Consider the following 15,181-nt stretch of genomic DNA (forward strand, 5'->3'; position numbering starts at 1 on the left):
ATGTCAGTCCAGAGGAAACGAAATGCGCACTCTCTATTTCGCCGTCGTAGCGGCCGCTCTGTCACTGGCCGCCTGCTCCGAGAATACGGAAGACAAGGCAGCCGCCACTGCAGATAATGCTGGAGCGACAGTCGCTTCTGCTGCGAGCGACACCGCCGCAAACGCAGACGCCGCTGCCGACAGCGCCTCTGCCGCAACCAGCGAGGCGGTAGCCAACGTCGATGCAGCCGCCGACACGGCCGCTCGGAAAACCGATGCTGCTGCCGATGCCGCGGCCCGAACAGAGTAGGTAGTCGAAGAACGACGCGCCGGAGATCAACTCTGGCGCGTCGTTCGATGGTGCGTTTACGGACCCTGCCTTTAGTCGAGGCGATGCTTCAGGCCGCTGATCGTATCGTGATCAGCCTTGATCGACGCATATTCTTCAGCCACTCGCTGGCGGAGCGTGTCGGGAAGATCGGTGTCCTTGGTCGCGTTTTCAAACCGCGCCTTGATCACGTCCTCGCCACGCTCGACCTCGTCGATCACGCCGCTGTCGTCACGGCCCATGAGTTCGCCTCTGATCTCGGCGAACTTGTTATGGATGCGGCCCAGCAGAGACTGGTCATCCTCAGGTTCACCACCAAACGTGCGAACTTCGGCCTGGAGCCGACGGCTGAGTTCTTCACGCTGGCCGGCGCGCTCTGTGAACAGGGTTTTGAGTTCCGGATTGCTGACGCCGTCTGCGGCATGGCGATAGCCGTTCACGCTATCCAGAGTCGTCTCGATCAGATCGTTGAGCGTCTTGATGGCGCGATGATTGTCGGTGTGCATTGAGGCGTGTCCTCTGTTGAAGGGACACATAGAACTGCCGACGCTTTACCATGTTCCCAGACACGGTTTGTTCCTCGCGAGCGTGGACCGAGAGTCCGAAAAGGGTCGGACGACGACATCAACGCCAGGCCGAAAACCGGACATTGACCGCCAGGCCGGCTGATCCGCACCAGCCGGCTACACCGGTCGTTCTCCCCGTGCGAATGGGTCTGGATGCTGCGGCCATCCGCTACGGACGCGACCCTTGGATGGACCTGGATATGGGCCGGGCCTCAACGTCAGGATCGAGGCGCATTCTCACGCCGCCTTGTCGAAGCGCTTGGCCAGGAGCGTCTTCACCGGGGTCCAATGCAGTTCAGGATAGCGAGCGTTGTCGAGCGGTTCGAGCTTGCCGCGGCCGCTGAACTGGTCGCGCATGTACTGCATACCCTGCCAGGGCGGGAACGCCTCGTCCTTGCCGGGCACGATCAGCTTCGTGAAACCGATCATCGCCGCCAGCGAGCCCAGGCTTCCCGCCCACAGCGTTCGGTAGCGTTCACCGGTCGCCTCGGTCATGGCCACGGCGAGCTCGCGCGCGCTGACGACGTCGCCGGCGATGCGCAGAATCCGCGGCGCGTTCTCGTCCATCGCGGCGGCCGCAACATAGGCGGCGACATCGTCCTTGGTGGTGAAGTCCAGTTTCTGATCCGCGTCATGCCAGTAGAGGACCCGGCGGATCCCTGGCTGGATGATCGGCATCTCGGCGCCGAGCATGTCCATGAAGGCGCCGTTGAGGATCGACGTCGCCCGGATCGGCGCGGCATCGACGAGGGCCATGAACTCCCGGCGGACATCGAAATTTCGGTTGTCGCCGGGTCGGGTCCTGGTGAAGTCGGCGGCATAGTCCGACGGAATGAAGCGCGGCACGTTCGCTCGGATCGCCGAATTGAGCAGAACCGTCTGTCGATCGATGATCACCTCGCGCACGCCGTTCAGCGCGGAGACGACGCAGGAAGCGCCGGCGAGGGCGGCGGCCATGGCGTCGATGTCGTGCGGATCGGCCGGCGTGATCCTCGCCCCCAGGGTCGCGAGGCGAGATCGCTCTTCGTTGCCGAGATCCGGGCGAACCAACGCGCTGACCGAGGCGCCGCGGGCGATGAGCGCCCTGGTGATTCGGGCGCCCAGATCCCCGGTCGCGCCGGCGATTGCCACATTGCAGGGTTCTGTCATGGCGGGATCCTAGACCGGGATCGCACTCGCGATAGCCCCACCGTCGAAAGTAACACATCACAAGTCCGCAACGGGTCGGAGCACGACATCAAAGTCAGGCCGAAAACCAGACATTGACCGCTAGGCCTGAGAGCAGCCCTTCGGAACCGCCGCCTGGAGTGGAAACAGGCCATTCGTCCGTCGCCTGGGATACCGAACACCGATCGGGCCTGATCTCGACTACGACCGCCTGTATCGCCAGATCAGGGCAGGCAGCATGAACAGGGTCGCCGCTGTTGAACTGAGCAGCCCTCCGAGAATGACGATCGCCATCGGCCCCTGGATTTCGCGCCCTGCCTCTCCGTTCTGAAGGGCCAGGGGAAGAAGTCCGAGACCCGTGACCAGGGCCGTCATCAGGATCGGCGTAACCCGTTCTTGCGTCGCCCTCACGAGCGTTTCTTGCGACCATTCTCGCTTTTCGTGTCGCACGACGTGCTCCACATGCGAGACCAGCAGGATCGAGTTTCGCGATGAAATCCCGAACAGGGTGACGAAGCCTACGAGGGCGCCGAGCGACAGGCTGCCGCCCGCGAGAGGCAGGGCGAGGATGCCGCCAAGAAGCGCCACCGGAGCGCTGCAAAGCACCAGTCCAACCGAGCGTCCGTCGCCGAACGCAAGCAGCAGAAGGACAACGGCGGCCAACGCCGCAATGGCGCAGTTGAACACGAGTTGATTGCGGGCCGAGGCGGCTGCGTCCGCGGTGCTGGACACGGACGCCACGATGCCTCGCGGCAGGCCTAGCGTCGCGATGGCCGCCTTTGCCTGGCGAGCGACCCGAGCCACATCCACAGGGTTGGGACTGGCGGTGACGACTTCCCGTCGACGCCCGGCTTCACGCGAGACGACGGTCCGCTGACTTCCCATCCCGACATCGGCGACGCTGGACAGCGGCACCTCGCCGGCCGCACCCCGCAGCACGACCTGTCCGATGGCTGCAGGGTCGGCGCGCTGCTCTGGCGGCAGGATGACCGTTACGTCGATGGCTCGATCCGGACGATAGAGCTGCGTCGCGACGGTGCCCAGATACGCGCTCGACACCACATCGAGCATGTCGTTGACGGTCAGTCCCACGTTCCCCAGTTGATCGATACGGGGACTGATCCGGACGGCGGGCGCTTCCGGCGGGGTCTGTCGGGTCACATCTCCGGTCCCGGGTATGGCCTCCAGTGCGCGAGCGACTGCATGGCTCGCCAGGTCGAGATCACCGAGATCATCGCCGAAGACGCTGACGGCAACCGGGGCCTTTTGCCCGGTCACGGACTCGCCGATCCGGTCGCCCAGGAAGGTCAGGACTTCGGTCTCAAGCCCGGGATGGCTGTCCAGCGCGGTGTGCAACCCGGCCTCGACCCTGTCCTGGGCGGCGCCGCTGAGGCGGGGCTTCAGCTCGATATGGAACTCGCTCTGCTCCGGTCCCCAGGTATCTTCACCGCCCTGCGCGCGTCCGATCTGTTGCTCGACCGTCTGAACTCCGTCGATCTCCAGAAACGCGTTGGTCAGAGACTGGCCCAGGCTGCGGCTGGCCTCCAGCGAGGTGCCGGGCGCAGCGGCGACGCCGACAACGAAATGACCTTCGCGAAAGGTCGGCAGCAGTTCGGAGGGGAAGACGAAGGGGGCCGCCAGCAGGGCGACGGCGCTTGCACCGGTGACGACCATCGCGACTTTGCCTCGGCCTGAGCCTCTGGCGATCAGTCCTGTGGCGCTCGCCTTGAGTCTGGAGAGCCAGGCCGGTTCGGCCACCGGAGTCCAGCCGCGGAGGGTGAGCAGGGCCAGAGCCGGTGTCACGATGACCGCGACCAGAAGCGAAGCCATTGTCGCCAGAATGAAGGCGGACGCCAGGGGGCTGAAGAAGCGCCCCTGAAGTCCATCGAGCAGCAGGACGGGCGCGAGCGTCAGTGCTACGACCAGCGTCGCATAGACGACCGGCCCGCGAACCTCGACCGACGCGTGCTGGATGACCTCCGCGAGCGATCCAGATGTCTTCTCTCGCAGGCGTCGGACGATGTTTTCGACATCGATCACTGCGTCATCGACCACGACGCCCAGGGCGACGGCGAGGCCGCCGAGGACCATCGTGTCGAGGGTGTGCCCCAGGAGGTCCATGACGATCAGGGCGGCGAGAAGCGAGATCGGGATGCTGACGAACGAGATGATCACCGTGCGGGCGCTGCCCATGAAGGCGAACAGGACGACCGCGATCAGGACAGCCCCGATGACCAGATCCTCGCGGAGCCCGGACAGGGCTGTGTTGATGAAGTTCGCCGGGCGGTGGAGGTCGGCGTTGACCGAGACCTTCTGGGCGGTCAGCGCCGGTTGCAGCTCAGCGAGCGCGGCATCGACCGCCCGGGTCGCGTCGAGCGTGTTGGCCCCGTACTGGCTCGACAGGCTGATCAGCACGCCGGGCCGCCCCATGATCAGGGCTTCACCAAGACGGGGTTCGAACGCTTCGACGACATCGGCGACGTCTCCGACCAAAACGCGCTGGCCCACCACGGATCGGATGACGCCGCGCGCCAGATCGTCAGGACCCTGGGCCTGACCCTGCGGCGTCACGAGGATGCGCTGGGAGGGCGTATCGACGAAGCCGCCTCCCCGAACCCCTGTGGCCGCCGCCACGGCGGTCGCGAGGTCGGACGGCGTGATGTTGAACCGAGCCATGTCGGCGGGGCGCATCCGCACCTCGATCCGGCCGACCTCTCCGCCATAGACGCTTGCCCGCGCGACGCCCTGCGTTGCCAGCAACCGGGGACGGACGACCGTGTCGATCAGGCTTCGAAGCTGCTCCGGCGAAAGCGCATCACTGGTGAAGCCGATCTTCAGAAGGTCCATCGTCGAGGAGGTCAGGGGCGCGACCTGGGGCGACCTGGCGATGGCGGGGAGGGCGGAGCCAGCCTCGACCAGGCTGTCCGTCACGGTCTGGCGGGCGCGATAGGGATCAACCTTGTCGGCGAAGACGACCGTCACCACCGAGATGCCCTGGATCGACTCGGAGCGCACAGCCTCTATGCCCTGGCCGCCCGCGATGGCTTGCTCGATGGGGCGGGTGATCAGCTGTTCGACCTGTTCGGCGGACAGACCGGGCGCTTCCGTCTGGACCTCGACCTGGGGCGGCACGAAATCCGGAAAGACGTCGAACCTGGCTCTCGACAGGGTGACCAGGCCATAGGCGACAATCAGGCCCGCCAGAAGGGCGACGAGGCGCGGACGGGATAGCGACCAGCGGACAATGAGGGTGAGCATGTCGCCTCTGAATGAGTCTCGTTCGACTAGCCCTACATGGGTTCTCTGTTACTGCCGCGCCGAATGTGTTGAAGCGGCATCACGGTCGACAAGGGGTCGGATTGCGACATTGGCATCAGGCCCGAAACCGAACCGCACCGCCATGTCCCGGAAGCGGATCTGCCGAACCGCCGCATGGGGTGGTTAGCCGACATTGCGTCCGTGAGATGCTCGACCTACGATTGTCAGATGAGCACGATTGACAGAGCACCCTCTTGGGCCTTCGCAGTGGCTATCGTGGTTGGGCTTGGACTAATCGCCTACGCCATCGTTTCCGGCTCTTCATGGGCGGTTTTGATCGGACTGGCTGGTCTCGCCTTGGCTGGCAAATCTGCGATTAATCTCGCCCGCCGTTCCGGGGCCACTGACCAGCCTCAATAGTCCGGCGCAAAGGCGATGTCCGCTACGGGTCGGGTTCAGCCTTTAGCCTGAGGCCCGATTGCAGACATTCGATGGACGCGCCGTAAGCGGACATCGTGCAGGTCCGTTCGGGGTGGTTAGCCGACATTACCCACGTTGTGCCAGGATATGAAAAAGTGAAGGCTTGGAGCGCCGCTTCCCGATCTGGGCGGTGTTATGTCTGCCCCGACAGGGGCGAGCTGGGCCAGCACAGCCGGGCATCTGCGCCGGGAGCTGCCGACCGAAGCGACCATTGCCCGCCCAGCTGTCGCGCGAGGGCTGTAATGATCTTGAGCCCCAGACTCGCGGGTTCGGTGGTCGCCGTTTCGGAGACGCCCACGCCGTCATCGGCGATGACCAGGGTTCGGACCACACCATCGTCGCTCAGCTCGATCGTGATCTGGCCGGGACGGTCGGGGAAGGCGTGCTCCAGTGCGTTGTTCACGCATTCCAGCATGATCAGCACGACCGGCGTGGCCTCTTCGGCCGACAACGCCACCTCGCCGCTGGAAATGGAGACGACAACATCGTCGCGGGCGGCGGCTTCGAGCGCGTCGTCAACGATGGAGCGCGCCAAGGCCTCGAAAGCCGTTGCCTGCTGCTCAGCGTCAGCCAGGCTTCTCTGGATTCGGGCGACCAGGCCGGTGCGGGCGGAGGCATCGGCCAAGGCCTTGCGAGCACCCGGGTCGACGGCGGCTCGAGCTTCCAGGCTAAACAGCGCACTCACCACCTGGATATTGTTCGAAACCCGGTGCTGCACCTCACGCATGAGGATGTCGCGACTCTCCGCAAGGGCGGCGCTGCGCTCGACCTCGCGGGACAGCCGGCGTGACGCGCCGTCCATGCCGATGATGAAGAAGATGTCGACCGCCGCGACGAAGATGAAAAAGCCCAGGGCGACCAGGGTGGCGACGGTGAGGTCGAATCCTTCCGGGCCGATCCAGAACCACCAGGCGGCCAGGCCCGACAGTGTGGCGGTCAGGATGGCGGGACGCAGGCCGGCATAATAGGCCACCACCACTACGGCCGGGAAGAATGTCAGGTAGGGAAAGCCCGGCGGGAACCAATGCGCCAGCACGTAGCGCACGGCGAAAGCGGCGCCAAACGCGACCAGTGCCAGCAGGTAGCCCCGCCACGCGACGCGTCGGATGAAGTCCTGGTTCATGCGATCCCCGGCAAACGCGTGAAACGCGTCTGCTCGCTCCATCTATCGAAGCTGCTCCGCAGTAAGTCCAGCCCGAGCTCCAACAGTCATCGATGCCCGATGCTGGGCGGTTTCTTCAGCGGACAGGCGACTATTTCGGCAACGGGTCGGAGCATGACACAAGCGTCAGGCCGAAAATCAGACATTGGCCGCCAGGCCTGAGAGCAGGCCTCCCGAACCGCGGCCTGGGGTCGGAAGCGTACGTTCACCCGACTTCGTGATCTGTCCTGCGAGCGAACACTGTAGCGGGCTGGAATGACCCGAATGAAACGGCACTCAGGAACCGGTCCCTGCCCGGCGAAAGCACGACCAGCCGCACATCTTCCAGAGCCATCCCTTTCATCGCCGAAACATATTCGTGGCGATTGACGATGTCGGTCAGCAGGATCGTGCCGGAAGGCCGGGTGACCCGAACCATTTCCTTCAATGCCAACAGCCGGTCTCCGGCATTCTCAAGATTGTGGACGACCCAACTCGACGAGACGACATCGAAAGACCCATCCTCGAACGGCAAGTGACGCGCATCGGCAGTTTCAACCACAACCCGGTCAGACACCCCGACGAGACGAGCATTTTCGATCGGTGCGTCCGGAACGTTGGCTGACTGGTCGTTTGCAGACCAAACATCCACACCAACCGCTCGGCCAGTCGTCAGTCGCCTGGCTGCCCCGATCAGCATCAGACCCCGACCGCAACCCACGTCCAGAACCTGTTCGCTGCCCTTCCATTCATGGAGATCGAGAATGGCCTCGGCATCACGAACCTTGTCGACAAGACTTCCCCGGATCATCAGGGCAAACATAAAGAGGGCGTAGACTGCGGGGATCAGAACGATGATGCCGATCCAAACTCCCAGAACCGGGGGCGCAAAGACGAAGATGCCTACGCTGGCCGAAGCCAGCGCCATGCCTGCCAGCAAGAACGCGCGGACAAGATCCGGGGCATCAATCCCGAAGTGAGGTTTCTTCGAACCGCCCATTCGCTACTTCCGATCACGACAAGCCGCCGTCAGAGCGCTTGCCGACGATGTCTTGATCGACCGCGTGGATGTCCGCAACGGGTCGGAGCACGACATAAGCGTCAGGCCGAAAATCAGACATTGACCGTCAGGCCTGAGATCAGACCTCCCGAACCGCCGCCTGGGGTGGGTGGCGGACATTACAGCAGCCGGTCTCAGGACCCCCGATTGACCGCCGCCATCCGTCGCACCATCTCGGCCCTGTCTGCGGCGGCCAGGTTCATGCGGGCGGCCTCGGTGTATTTCTCGCGGGCCTCGTCCCGCTTCCCGTCCGCCTCCAGCGCCCGGCCCCGGGCCAGATGCAGCGCGCCCCACTGCGGGGCACGGTCGGCGGCGGCGCGGATTTTTCGGATCGCGCCGCGCTCATCACCCTGCGCCATCAGGGCGTCCCGCAGCGAGGCGGGTGAGTCGTCCGGGATCGACCGTTCATCCGACGTCGATTGACGAACCATCATAAAAGCTGCCCTGTCTTTGATGCTGTCCGGTCGCCTGGCCTTCTGGCTCGCGCGCAGTCCGGACCGGGAAGCCCCTGTCATGTCCAGAGTTTTCGCCGTCCTGGCCTCCACCGCCACGCTGCTGGTCGCGGCGCCAGCCTTCGCGGGACCGTGCGAGCAACTCGCGGGCGGCCGCTGGCTCTACCATCTCTCGGGAGGCTCGCCCGGCCAGATCGTGACCGGCGTCATGGACTTCCGGGACGGGTCGGGGGCCGACCCCCAGGTACAGAGGGGATTGGTCTTCTTCGCCTTCGCGCCGGCTCCCTTTCCCGCCCAGGTGACCGGCGTGCCGCTGGCGCATGGAAGCTCGGGCTGGGGCCGATGGGTGCAATGCACGGCGATGCCAGGCAATGTCGCCAGATTGTCCCGCGCCATCAGCGTGGACCTCACGGTGTCCGCCGACGGCAAGTCAGCTGTAGCGAGCGGCTACTATGGGGGGTTGTCGGGCTGGGCCGCGCGCGAGCCGGGCGTGGCCGCGACCCCGGCGGGGACCTTGGCGCAACGCCCGCGCAACTAGGCCGCAGCCGATGAGCGGTCGGCGCTCATCAGACCTCAAATTCCGAGGCGACGACGCCTTCGTCCATCATTTTCTTGCGCAAGGTCAGCACCTTGTGCTGGCCTTGGCGGCTCAACAGGAAATTGTGCTTACACGTTTTGCGGCCGCTGTCGGTCAGGGTGTAACCGACCACCTCCAGCCGTGCCGGACCAGATAGGCTCGACTATGGGGCGTCAGCCGGGCATTCTGATGCACGTTCATTCGGCCCTCCTCCGAGGCAGGGTCTGAAGTCTGCAATTCCCGCTTCCTCGGCCCGGACCGGATGGACAACCCATTGAGAGCTCACCTCTAGAGCCAGGGCTGGACAAGTGCCCTGAGATCGATCCGGGCTTTCAGCCTGGCCGCCAGCAGGGCGGTGCCGCTGATCTTTCGCTGGACGAACAGGATGTCCGAAGGCGGCAGATGCCATGCAGCACTGTCCGCCGCGATCTCCAGACCCGGTTCGCGCAAGGCCGCCACGAAGCGGCGATCGCCGAAGTCGAACGGACCGGGGCGCTGAAGCTCGCCGAGGATCACATCGATCATGGCGTCGACGCGCCCGCTATGTCGGGCGACCGCGGCCGGGCCGATGAAGCCCGCCGAGAGCGCTGCAGCCCGCGCGGCCATCCGGTCGCCGGACAGACCTGCGTGCAAGAGCTGGCGGTACCCCAGGGCTGTGGCCGGCTGCACCGGGCGTGCTGCGCCGAAATCGAGCAGGACCAGCCGGCCGCTATCGGGCTGGACGCGGTAGTTGGCGAAGTTCGGATCGGTCTGCATGACGCCGAACTGGAACAGCTCGCGCAGCACCAGGGTCATGAGCGTACGAACGGCCGCATCGCGCGCCGCCTGGGGGGCGGTCTCGAGCGTCTCGATCGGAAGGCCCGACAGGAAGGTCATCGCCAGAACCCGGGACGTCGTCAGCTGTTGATCCAGGGTGGGCACGATGACCTCAGGGGTATCGGCCAGCAGGCGCTCGAACAGCATCATCTGTTCGCCTTCACGCTCGTAATCGGCCTCTTCGGCAAGCTGGCGCTTGGCCTCGGCAAGGAGCGGCGCGATGTCGAGGCCCCTGGGCAGGGCACCGGACATCCTCAGCAAGGTGGCAACGTTGTCGACATCGGACACGATGCTTTCGCTGACTCCGGGGTACTGCACCTTGATCGCCAGTTCGCGGCCGTCGCGGGTGATGGCGCGGTGAACCTGGCCGATCGACGCCGCAGCAATCGGATGCAGGTCGAACCGCTGGAACCGGTTTCGCCAGTCCGGGCCCCACTCGCGCACCAGAACCTTCTGCAGCTGGGCCGGGGGCATGTGGTGGGCGCTGTCGCGCAACCGCGCCATGATGGCGGTCAGCTCCGCAGGCAGCAGGTCCCCGGCGTCCATCGAAATGATCTGGCCCAGCTTCATGGCCGCACCCCTCAGATGGGACAGGCGGTCGGCGATCCGTCCGACGTTCGACGGCGTCAGGAGCAGGTCTCGCAGCTGCGGGCGCTCGCCCTCCGCGAGCCGTCGCGCGCCCTCCGCCACCATGCCTCCGGCGACGGATCCCGCCAGCCGACCGAACTGGCTCAGCCGCGACAGGCGCCCGCGCGGCACCGACCGTCCGGGGGATGAGCCCGTGTCCCGGCTCACGCTCTCACCACGTCAGGGTCCCGGGGCCGCCTTTGAACGGTCCGGCCAGACGCGAGGTGATCCAGCCGCCGTAGAACCCGCCGACCTGGGGCTCGACTGTCTCGTCGTCGACGCTGCAGCGATCGAAGGGGCCGGCATAGAAGGCGATATGGTCCCGCAAACCTTCAAACGGAGGCGTCGGCTGCGGATAGCTCCAGCCGACGCGCGGCAGGATCTGGGCGCCGATCACGACGTCCCAGTAGGTCGCGTCGCCCTTCCACTCGCAGAACGAGCCGCCGCGGGCGCGACGCAGCAGCCCGGGCGCTATGTCCGAGGGCGGAATATAGTAGCTGGGCGGATGACTCGTCTCCAACGTTCGCACCGCAGAGCGGGTGTCGGCCACGATGACGCCCGCGTGGACGATCAGAACATGCGCACCGCTCGGCTGGGCGATCGCCGGGCGTGGATAGGCCCACACGCTTTCCTGACCGGGCATCACCGGATCGGGCCGGGAATTCACGCCAGAGCCATAACCTGTCACCGCCCCTGCCCCCCGCAATAGATTAACCGCGTCCGCATGGTGCGGATATGGGAGGACGGTCCGCAATGTCATCCGGGTGCGACATCGATGCCCATCAGGCGCTCGCCGTCATTGAACGCCTCGCGCCCGCCCTTGCTGCCATCTCCAGTCTTTCGCGTCGGGATCGCCCTACGCGACGACTTCTCGATCTTGCCATGGCGACGGTCGCTCGAACGCGAAGCGCGCTACCAAGACCTGCTCGACTTGCCGGTATGGAGCGGCGTCAAAGAAGGAGGACATTCGCCCGCTTTCGCCCAGCCATCACCATGCGGACCCGTTGCAACAGCCCGTCCGGCGTGAACGGCTTGGCCAGGTAGCCCGAGCACCCCAGCGCTGCCGCTTCGCGGATCGTCTCGCTCAATCGGTTGGCGCTGACAATCAACACCGGCGGAAACCACGCCATCCGCCCCATGGCCTTCAGGACATCCAGTCCATCTACACGCGGCATGTGGACATCCAGCAGCACGAGCGAGAATCGTGACCGCTTCAACAGGTCGATAGCCGCCTCGCCGTTGTTGACCAGCGACACCTCGAACCCGGCCTGGGTGAGAATGATGTCCATCATCTCGCCGATTGTCGGGTCGTCTTCAGCGATCAGAACAGCGTGTTTCATGCGGCGGCTTCGACGTTGGAAGGTTCGACGTTCGAAGCGGTCAACTGTTTGGCAATGGTCGCCATCAGATCGTGGATCTGGATCGGCTTGCCGACATGGCCATCCATCCCCGCCGCACGACAGGCTGCGACCTGCTCAGGCTGAACATTGGCCGTCAAGGCAAGGATCGGCGTGCGCGACACTTGCCCCGACATCGCACGAATGGCCCGGGTGGCGTCCAGCCCATCCATGACCGGCATGTGCACGTCCATCAGGATCAGGTCATAGTCGCCGCTCGCAGCAGCCTGGACCGCCGCTGCGCCGTCGTCGACCGTCTCCAGCACGATGTCCCAGCTGCCCAGGATGGCCCGCACCAGTTCGCGATTGGCGGCTGCGTCGTCCGCCATAAGGATCCGGGAGCCCGATGGTACCTCCGCCAGGGTCTGGGCGTCGGCGGTCGCACTGGTCCGCGCCACGTCCAGCGGCACTTCCAGCCAGAAGGTAGAACCGTGACCCGGCCGGCTGTCCGCTCCGATCTCCCCACCCATCAGTTCGATCAGGCGGCGCGAAATAGCCAGGCCTAATCCGGTCCCGCCATAGACCCGCGTGGTCGAGGCATCGGCCTGGGTAAAGCGGTCGAACAGCGCGTCGATCTTGTCGGCCGCAATGCCAATCCCGCTGTCGGTCACCGCGATCCGCAACCGCCCGTCGGCCCAGCCCATGTTCAGTAGAACCCGGCCATGCCCGGTGAACTTCACCGCATTGGACAGGAAGTTCAGCATAACCTGTCGCAACCGCCCCTCATCGCCCATCAGGGCTTCGGGCAGTCCGGGCTCTATTTCGATATCCAGCGCCAGTCCCTTGGCCACGCACTGCGCCTCAACGATCCCCGCTGCCCCCTCAGCCATGGCCTTCGGATCGAACGGCATGGGATCCAGCCCCACAGCGTCTGCTTCCAATTTTGAATAGTCCAGAATGTCATTGATCACGCTCAGCAGCGCTTCCGACGACGTCGCGATCCGGTCCGCGAAGCGCCGCTCGGCGTCCGGCAGGCTCTGGCTGCCTTTCAGCAGCCCCGAAAACCCGATCACGCTGGTCAGGGGCGTGCGCAGCTCATGGCTCATATTGGCCAGGAATTCGGACTTGGCCCTGGCGCCCGCCTCCGCAACGTCACGCGCCTCGATCAACGCCTCCTCCAGCGCTTTGGTCTCCGTGATATCGCGGACCACGTCCTGAAACTCGAAGGGCTGCCCTTTCGCATTACGGATCACCTTGGGGTGGGCCTCGAGCCAGACAAACGATCCGTCCTTACGAACACCGCGATAAGGCACGCGAGGCGACGGCGTTCCGGGCCCGCTCCGCGCGTAGTCGGCAAATACAGCCTGAACCCGGTCTACGTCTTCGGGATGCATGAAATAGCCGCACGGTTGACCCACCAGCTCTTCAGGCCGGTAGCCCATCGGCCCCTCGATCGCAGGAGACAGATAGCGGAATACCCCGTCTATTCCGTAGGTTGCGATGATGTCGGTTGAGTTGTCCGCCAGTAGCCGATAGCGCGCTTCGCTGGACTTGATCGTCTCTTCCGCCTGAACCCGCTCGGTCACGTCCTGGAAGACGCCATAGAGTGCGGTTGTGGTTCCGTCCGGCCCGCGTTCGGGCCGGCATTGGGAAATCACAGTGCGTTCCTCGCCGTCCGAACGCATCAGTCGCAGTTGGAACTCCCCGGCTTCGCCTGTCTCCATCGCCTTGGCACACCAGTCACGGACGGCCTGCTGGTCGTCCGGATGATAGAACCCGACCGCATCGTCGAGGTTGGGGTCAAAGGCCTCGGGCGTCACGCCATGGATCCGATAGACCTGCTCCGACCATCGGACGTGCCCGGACACAGCGTTCAGCTTCCATGAGCCCAGACCCGCCAGGTTTTCCGCAAGCCTCAGAGTCTCGACCAACTCGGCCTGCTCGCCTTCAACGACCTTCCTGGCGGTGATGTCGCGGACATGGTCCTGCATTTCAAAAACCCGTCCGTCAGCGTCGCGCAAGGCACGCGGCGACGCCTCCAGCCAGACGATCGTTCCATCGGCCTTGAGGGCCCGGTATTCGTAGCGCGTGACCTCCGCCCCTGAACCCGCTTCGAGATAGGCCTTCACCTTGGCACACACGGTGGGAAGGTCTTCGGGGACGGTAAAGTCGCCCCATTTCCGGCCGATCATTTCTTCGGGTGTGCGACCGAGGATGGCTTCAACCGACGGCGACACAGACAAGAACGATCCGTCTGCCGCGTATCGCGCGACGATGTCGGTGGCGGTCTCGCTCATCAGTCGAAACAGGTTTTCGCTCGCCTCGATACGCTCTTGTCCGCGCACTGACTCAGTGATGTCCTGAAAGACGCCGAACAGAGCGATGACCTGGCCCTCATGGTCCAGCTCAACCTTGGCCTGGGTCCGCGTAACGCGCTGCTCGCCGACGCGGTCTATACGCAGGAGCGTGTCATAGCCCTCCCCGTTAACCAGGGCCCGCTCGATCAGAGCCCAGACTTTCGCCCGGTCCTCCGGGTGATACTGGGGGCTCATGGCTTGGAACGTTGGATCGACCGAACCAGGCTCCAGCCCGTGGATGCGGAACACTTCGTCCGACCATTCAATCGCCCGCGTCGCGACGTCGTATCGCCAATGACCGACCCCGGACATCGCCTCAGCCATCTCAAGCTTGGCGGTCTGTTCACTTTGGCGGCGCATCAATCGGGCCTTGTCGATCTCGTGACCTGCCAGCCCTGCCAGAAGCACCAGACTATCCATCTGGGCGGCGGTGGGTGCGGGCCGGGCCACAGTGTCGATCACACAGACCGCGCCGTCCTGCGCTCCATCAACGGTTGTTATGACCGCCCCGGCATAGAACCGCACGCCATCGCGCGTAACCAGACCGTTGTCCTGAAACCGGGGATCAAGCGTGGCGTCCTCGACCACCATCGTCGATCCTGCCGGCCCGCCAACCATGTGGGCGCAGAAGGATTCGTCCCGCGTCGTCTGATCTGCGTCATAGCCCCGGTTCGAACGAAACCATTGCCGGTCCTGATCCAGCACAGTGATCAGAGCGATAGGCGCGCCGAACAGTGCCGCCGCAAGTTCGGTCAGCCGGTCGAACGCTTCGCTCTTTGCCATCGCCAAATCCCTGTGAACGCTCAGGGTTAATGCCCGATACCGAACAAAGCGTTACCTGGTAAGGTGCGCTTTGGGTCGGGATCCCCAGTCGAGAGCGGGCCGGGAAGGCGACCTTCGCCCGTCGCCTGCTGACGCCGGAACCGCCGGATCATCGCGCTCGATGCACGCCCGTGGGTGACCGGGAAGAGGAGGGGTCCGGGACGCCTCGACCACGCACCGGGTTGAGCCGCTGAACCAACCGGCGGGACAAGCA

13 protein-coding genes are annotated in these 15,181 nt (G+C 64.9%); 2 read left to right on the top strand and 11 right to left on the bottom strand.

Going from position 1 to position 15,181, the window contains the following annotated elements; all coding sequences use genetic code 11:
- Positions 1 to 22: 22 nt before the first annotated feature.
- Positions 23 to 289 (top strand): hypothetical protein, encoded by a 267-nt coding sequence (locus ACP7AZ_RS10420; protein ID WP_426038589.1) that lies wholly within the window; start codon positions 23 to 25, stop codon positions 287 to 289.
- Positions 290 to 360: 71 nt separating this feature from the next.
- Here the strand turns inward: ACP7AZ_RS10420 and ACP7AZ_RS10425 are convergent, their stop codons facing one another.
- The 6 genes from ACP7AZ_RS10425 to ACP7AZ_RS10450 all read right to left on the bottom strand — a co-directional run bounded on the left by ACP7AZ_RS10425 (position 361) and on the right by ACP7AZ_RS10450 (position 8,413).
- Positions 361 to 813 carry a PA2169 family four-helix-bundle protein gene (locus ACP7AZ_RS10425; RefSeq protein WP_426038590.1) on the bottom strand — a complete coding sequence of 151 codons (453 nt, stop codon included), beginning with the start codon at positions 811 to 813 and terminating at the stop codon, positions 361 to 363.
- 297 nt (positions 814 to 1,110) lie between these two features.
- Positions 1,111 to 2,022: an NmrA family NAD(P)-binding protein gene (locus tag ACP7AZ_RS10430; RefSeq protein WP_426038591.1), complete on the bottom strand. Its 912-nt coding sequence runs from the start codon at positions 2,020 to 2,022 to the stop codon at positions 1,111 to 1,113.
- A gap of 219 nt (positions 2,023 to 2,241) precedes the next feature.
- Positions 2,242 to 5,298 (bottom strand): efflux RND transporter permease subunit, encoded by a 3,057-nt coding sequence (locus tag ACP7AZ_RS10435; RefSeq protein WP_426038592.1) that lies wholly within the window; start codon positions 5,296 to 5,298, stop codon positions 2,242 to 2,244.
- 613 nt (positions 5,299 to 5,911) lie between these two features.
- A complete protein-coding gene (locus ACP7AZ_RS10440) occupies positions 5,912 to 6,901 on the bottom strand; it encodes a sensor histidine kinase (RefSeq protein WP_426038593.1) in 990 nt (329 codons plus the stop codon).
- A gap of 244 nt (positions 6,902 to 7,145) precedes the next feature.
- A complete protein-coding gene (locus ACP7AZ_RS10445) occupies positions 7,146 to 7,919 on the bottom strand; it encodes a class I SAM-dependent methyltransferase (RefSeq protein ID WP_426038594.1) in 774 nt (257 codons plus the stop codon).
- Between the two features lie 194 nt (positions 7,920 to 8,113).
- Positions 8,114 to 8,413, bottom strand: coding sequence for a hypothetical protein (locus ACP7AZ_RS10450; protein ID WP_426038595.1), 300 nt, complete (start codon positions 8,411 to 8,413; stop codon positions 8,114 to 8,116).
- A 79-nt stretch (positions 8,414 to 8,492) separates the two neighbouring features.
- Between ACP7AZ_RS10450 and ACP7AZ_RS10455 the strand changes: the two genes are divergently transcribed.
- Positions 8,493 to 8,969 (top strand): hypothetical protein, encoded by a 477-nt coding sequence (locus ACP7AZ_RS10455; protein WP_426038596.1) that lies wholly within the window; start codon positions 8,493 to 8,495, stop codon positions 8,967 to 8,969.
- 28 nt (positions 8,970 to 8,997) lie between these two features.
- Here the strand turns inward: ACP7AZ_RS10455 and ACP7AZ_RS10460 are convergent, their stop codons facing one another.
- From ACP7AZ_RS10460 to ACP7AZ_RS10480, 5 genes are all read right to left on the bottom strand, one after another.
- Positions 8,998 to 9,141 (bottom strand): hypothetical protein, encoded by a 144-nt coding sequence (locus tag ACP7AZ_RS10460; RefSeq protein ID WP_426038597.1) that lies wholly within the window; start codon positions 9,139 to 9,141, stop codon positions 8,998 to 9,000.
- A gap of 155 nt (positions 9,142 to 9,296) precedes the next feature.
- Positions 9,297 to 10,583 (bottom strand): ABC1 kinase family protein, encoded by a 1,287-nt coding sequence (locus tag ACP7AZ_RS10465; protein ID WP_426038598.1) that lies wholly within the window; start codon positions 10,581 to 10,583, stop codon positions 9,297 to 9,299.
- 40 nt (positions 10,584 to 10,623) lie between these two features.
- Positions 10,624 to 11,094 carry a DUF427 domain-containing protein gene (locus ACP7AZ_RS10470; RefSeq protein ID WP_426038599.1) on the bottom strand — a complete coding sequence of 157 codons (471 nt, stop codon included), beginning with the start codon at positions 11,092 to 11,094 and terminating at the stop codon, positions 10,624 to 10,626.
- Between the two features lie 307 nt (positions 11,095 to 11,401).
- Positions 11,402 to 11,791 (bottom strand): response regulator, encoded by a 390-nt coding sequence (locus ACP7AZ_RS10475; RefSeq protein ID WP_426038600.1) that lies wholly within the window; start codon positions 11,789 to 11,791, stop codon positions 11,402 to 11,404.
- Entirely contained in the window at positions 11,788 to 14,928 is a 3,141-nt protein-coding gene (locus ACP7AZ_RS10480) for a PAS domain S-box protein (protein WP_426038601.1), read from the bottom strand. The genes ACP7AZ_RS10475 and ACP7AZ_RS10480 overlap by 4 nt, the downstream gene beginning before the upstream one ends.
- Between the last annotated feature and the right edge of the window lie 253 nt (positions 14,929 to 15,181).

Source organism: Brevundimonas sp. DC300-4 (assembly GCF_049897365.1).
In the GTDB taxonomy this organism is placed as follows: Bacteria; Pseudomonadota; Alphaproteobacteria; order Caulobacterales; family Caulobacteraceae; genus Brevundimonas.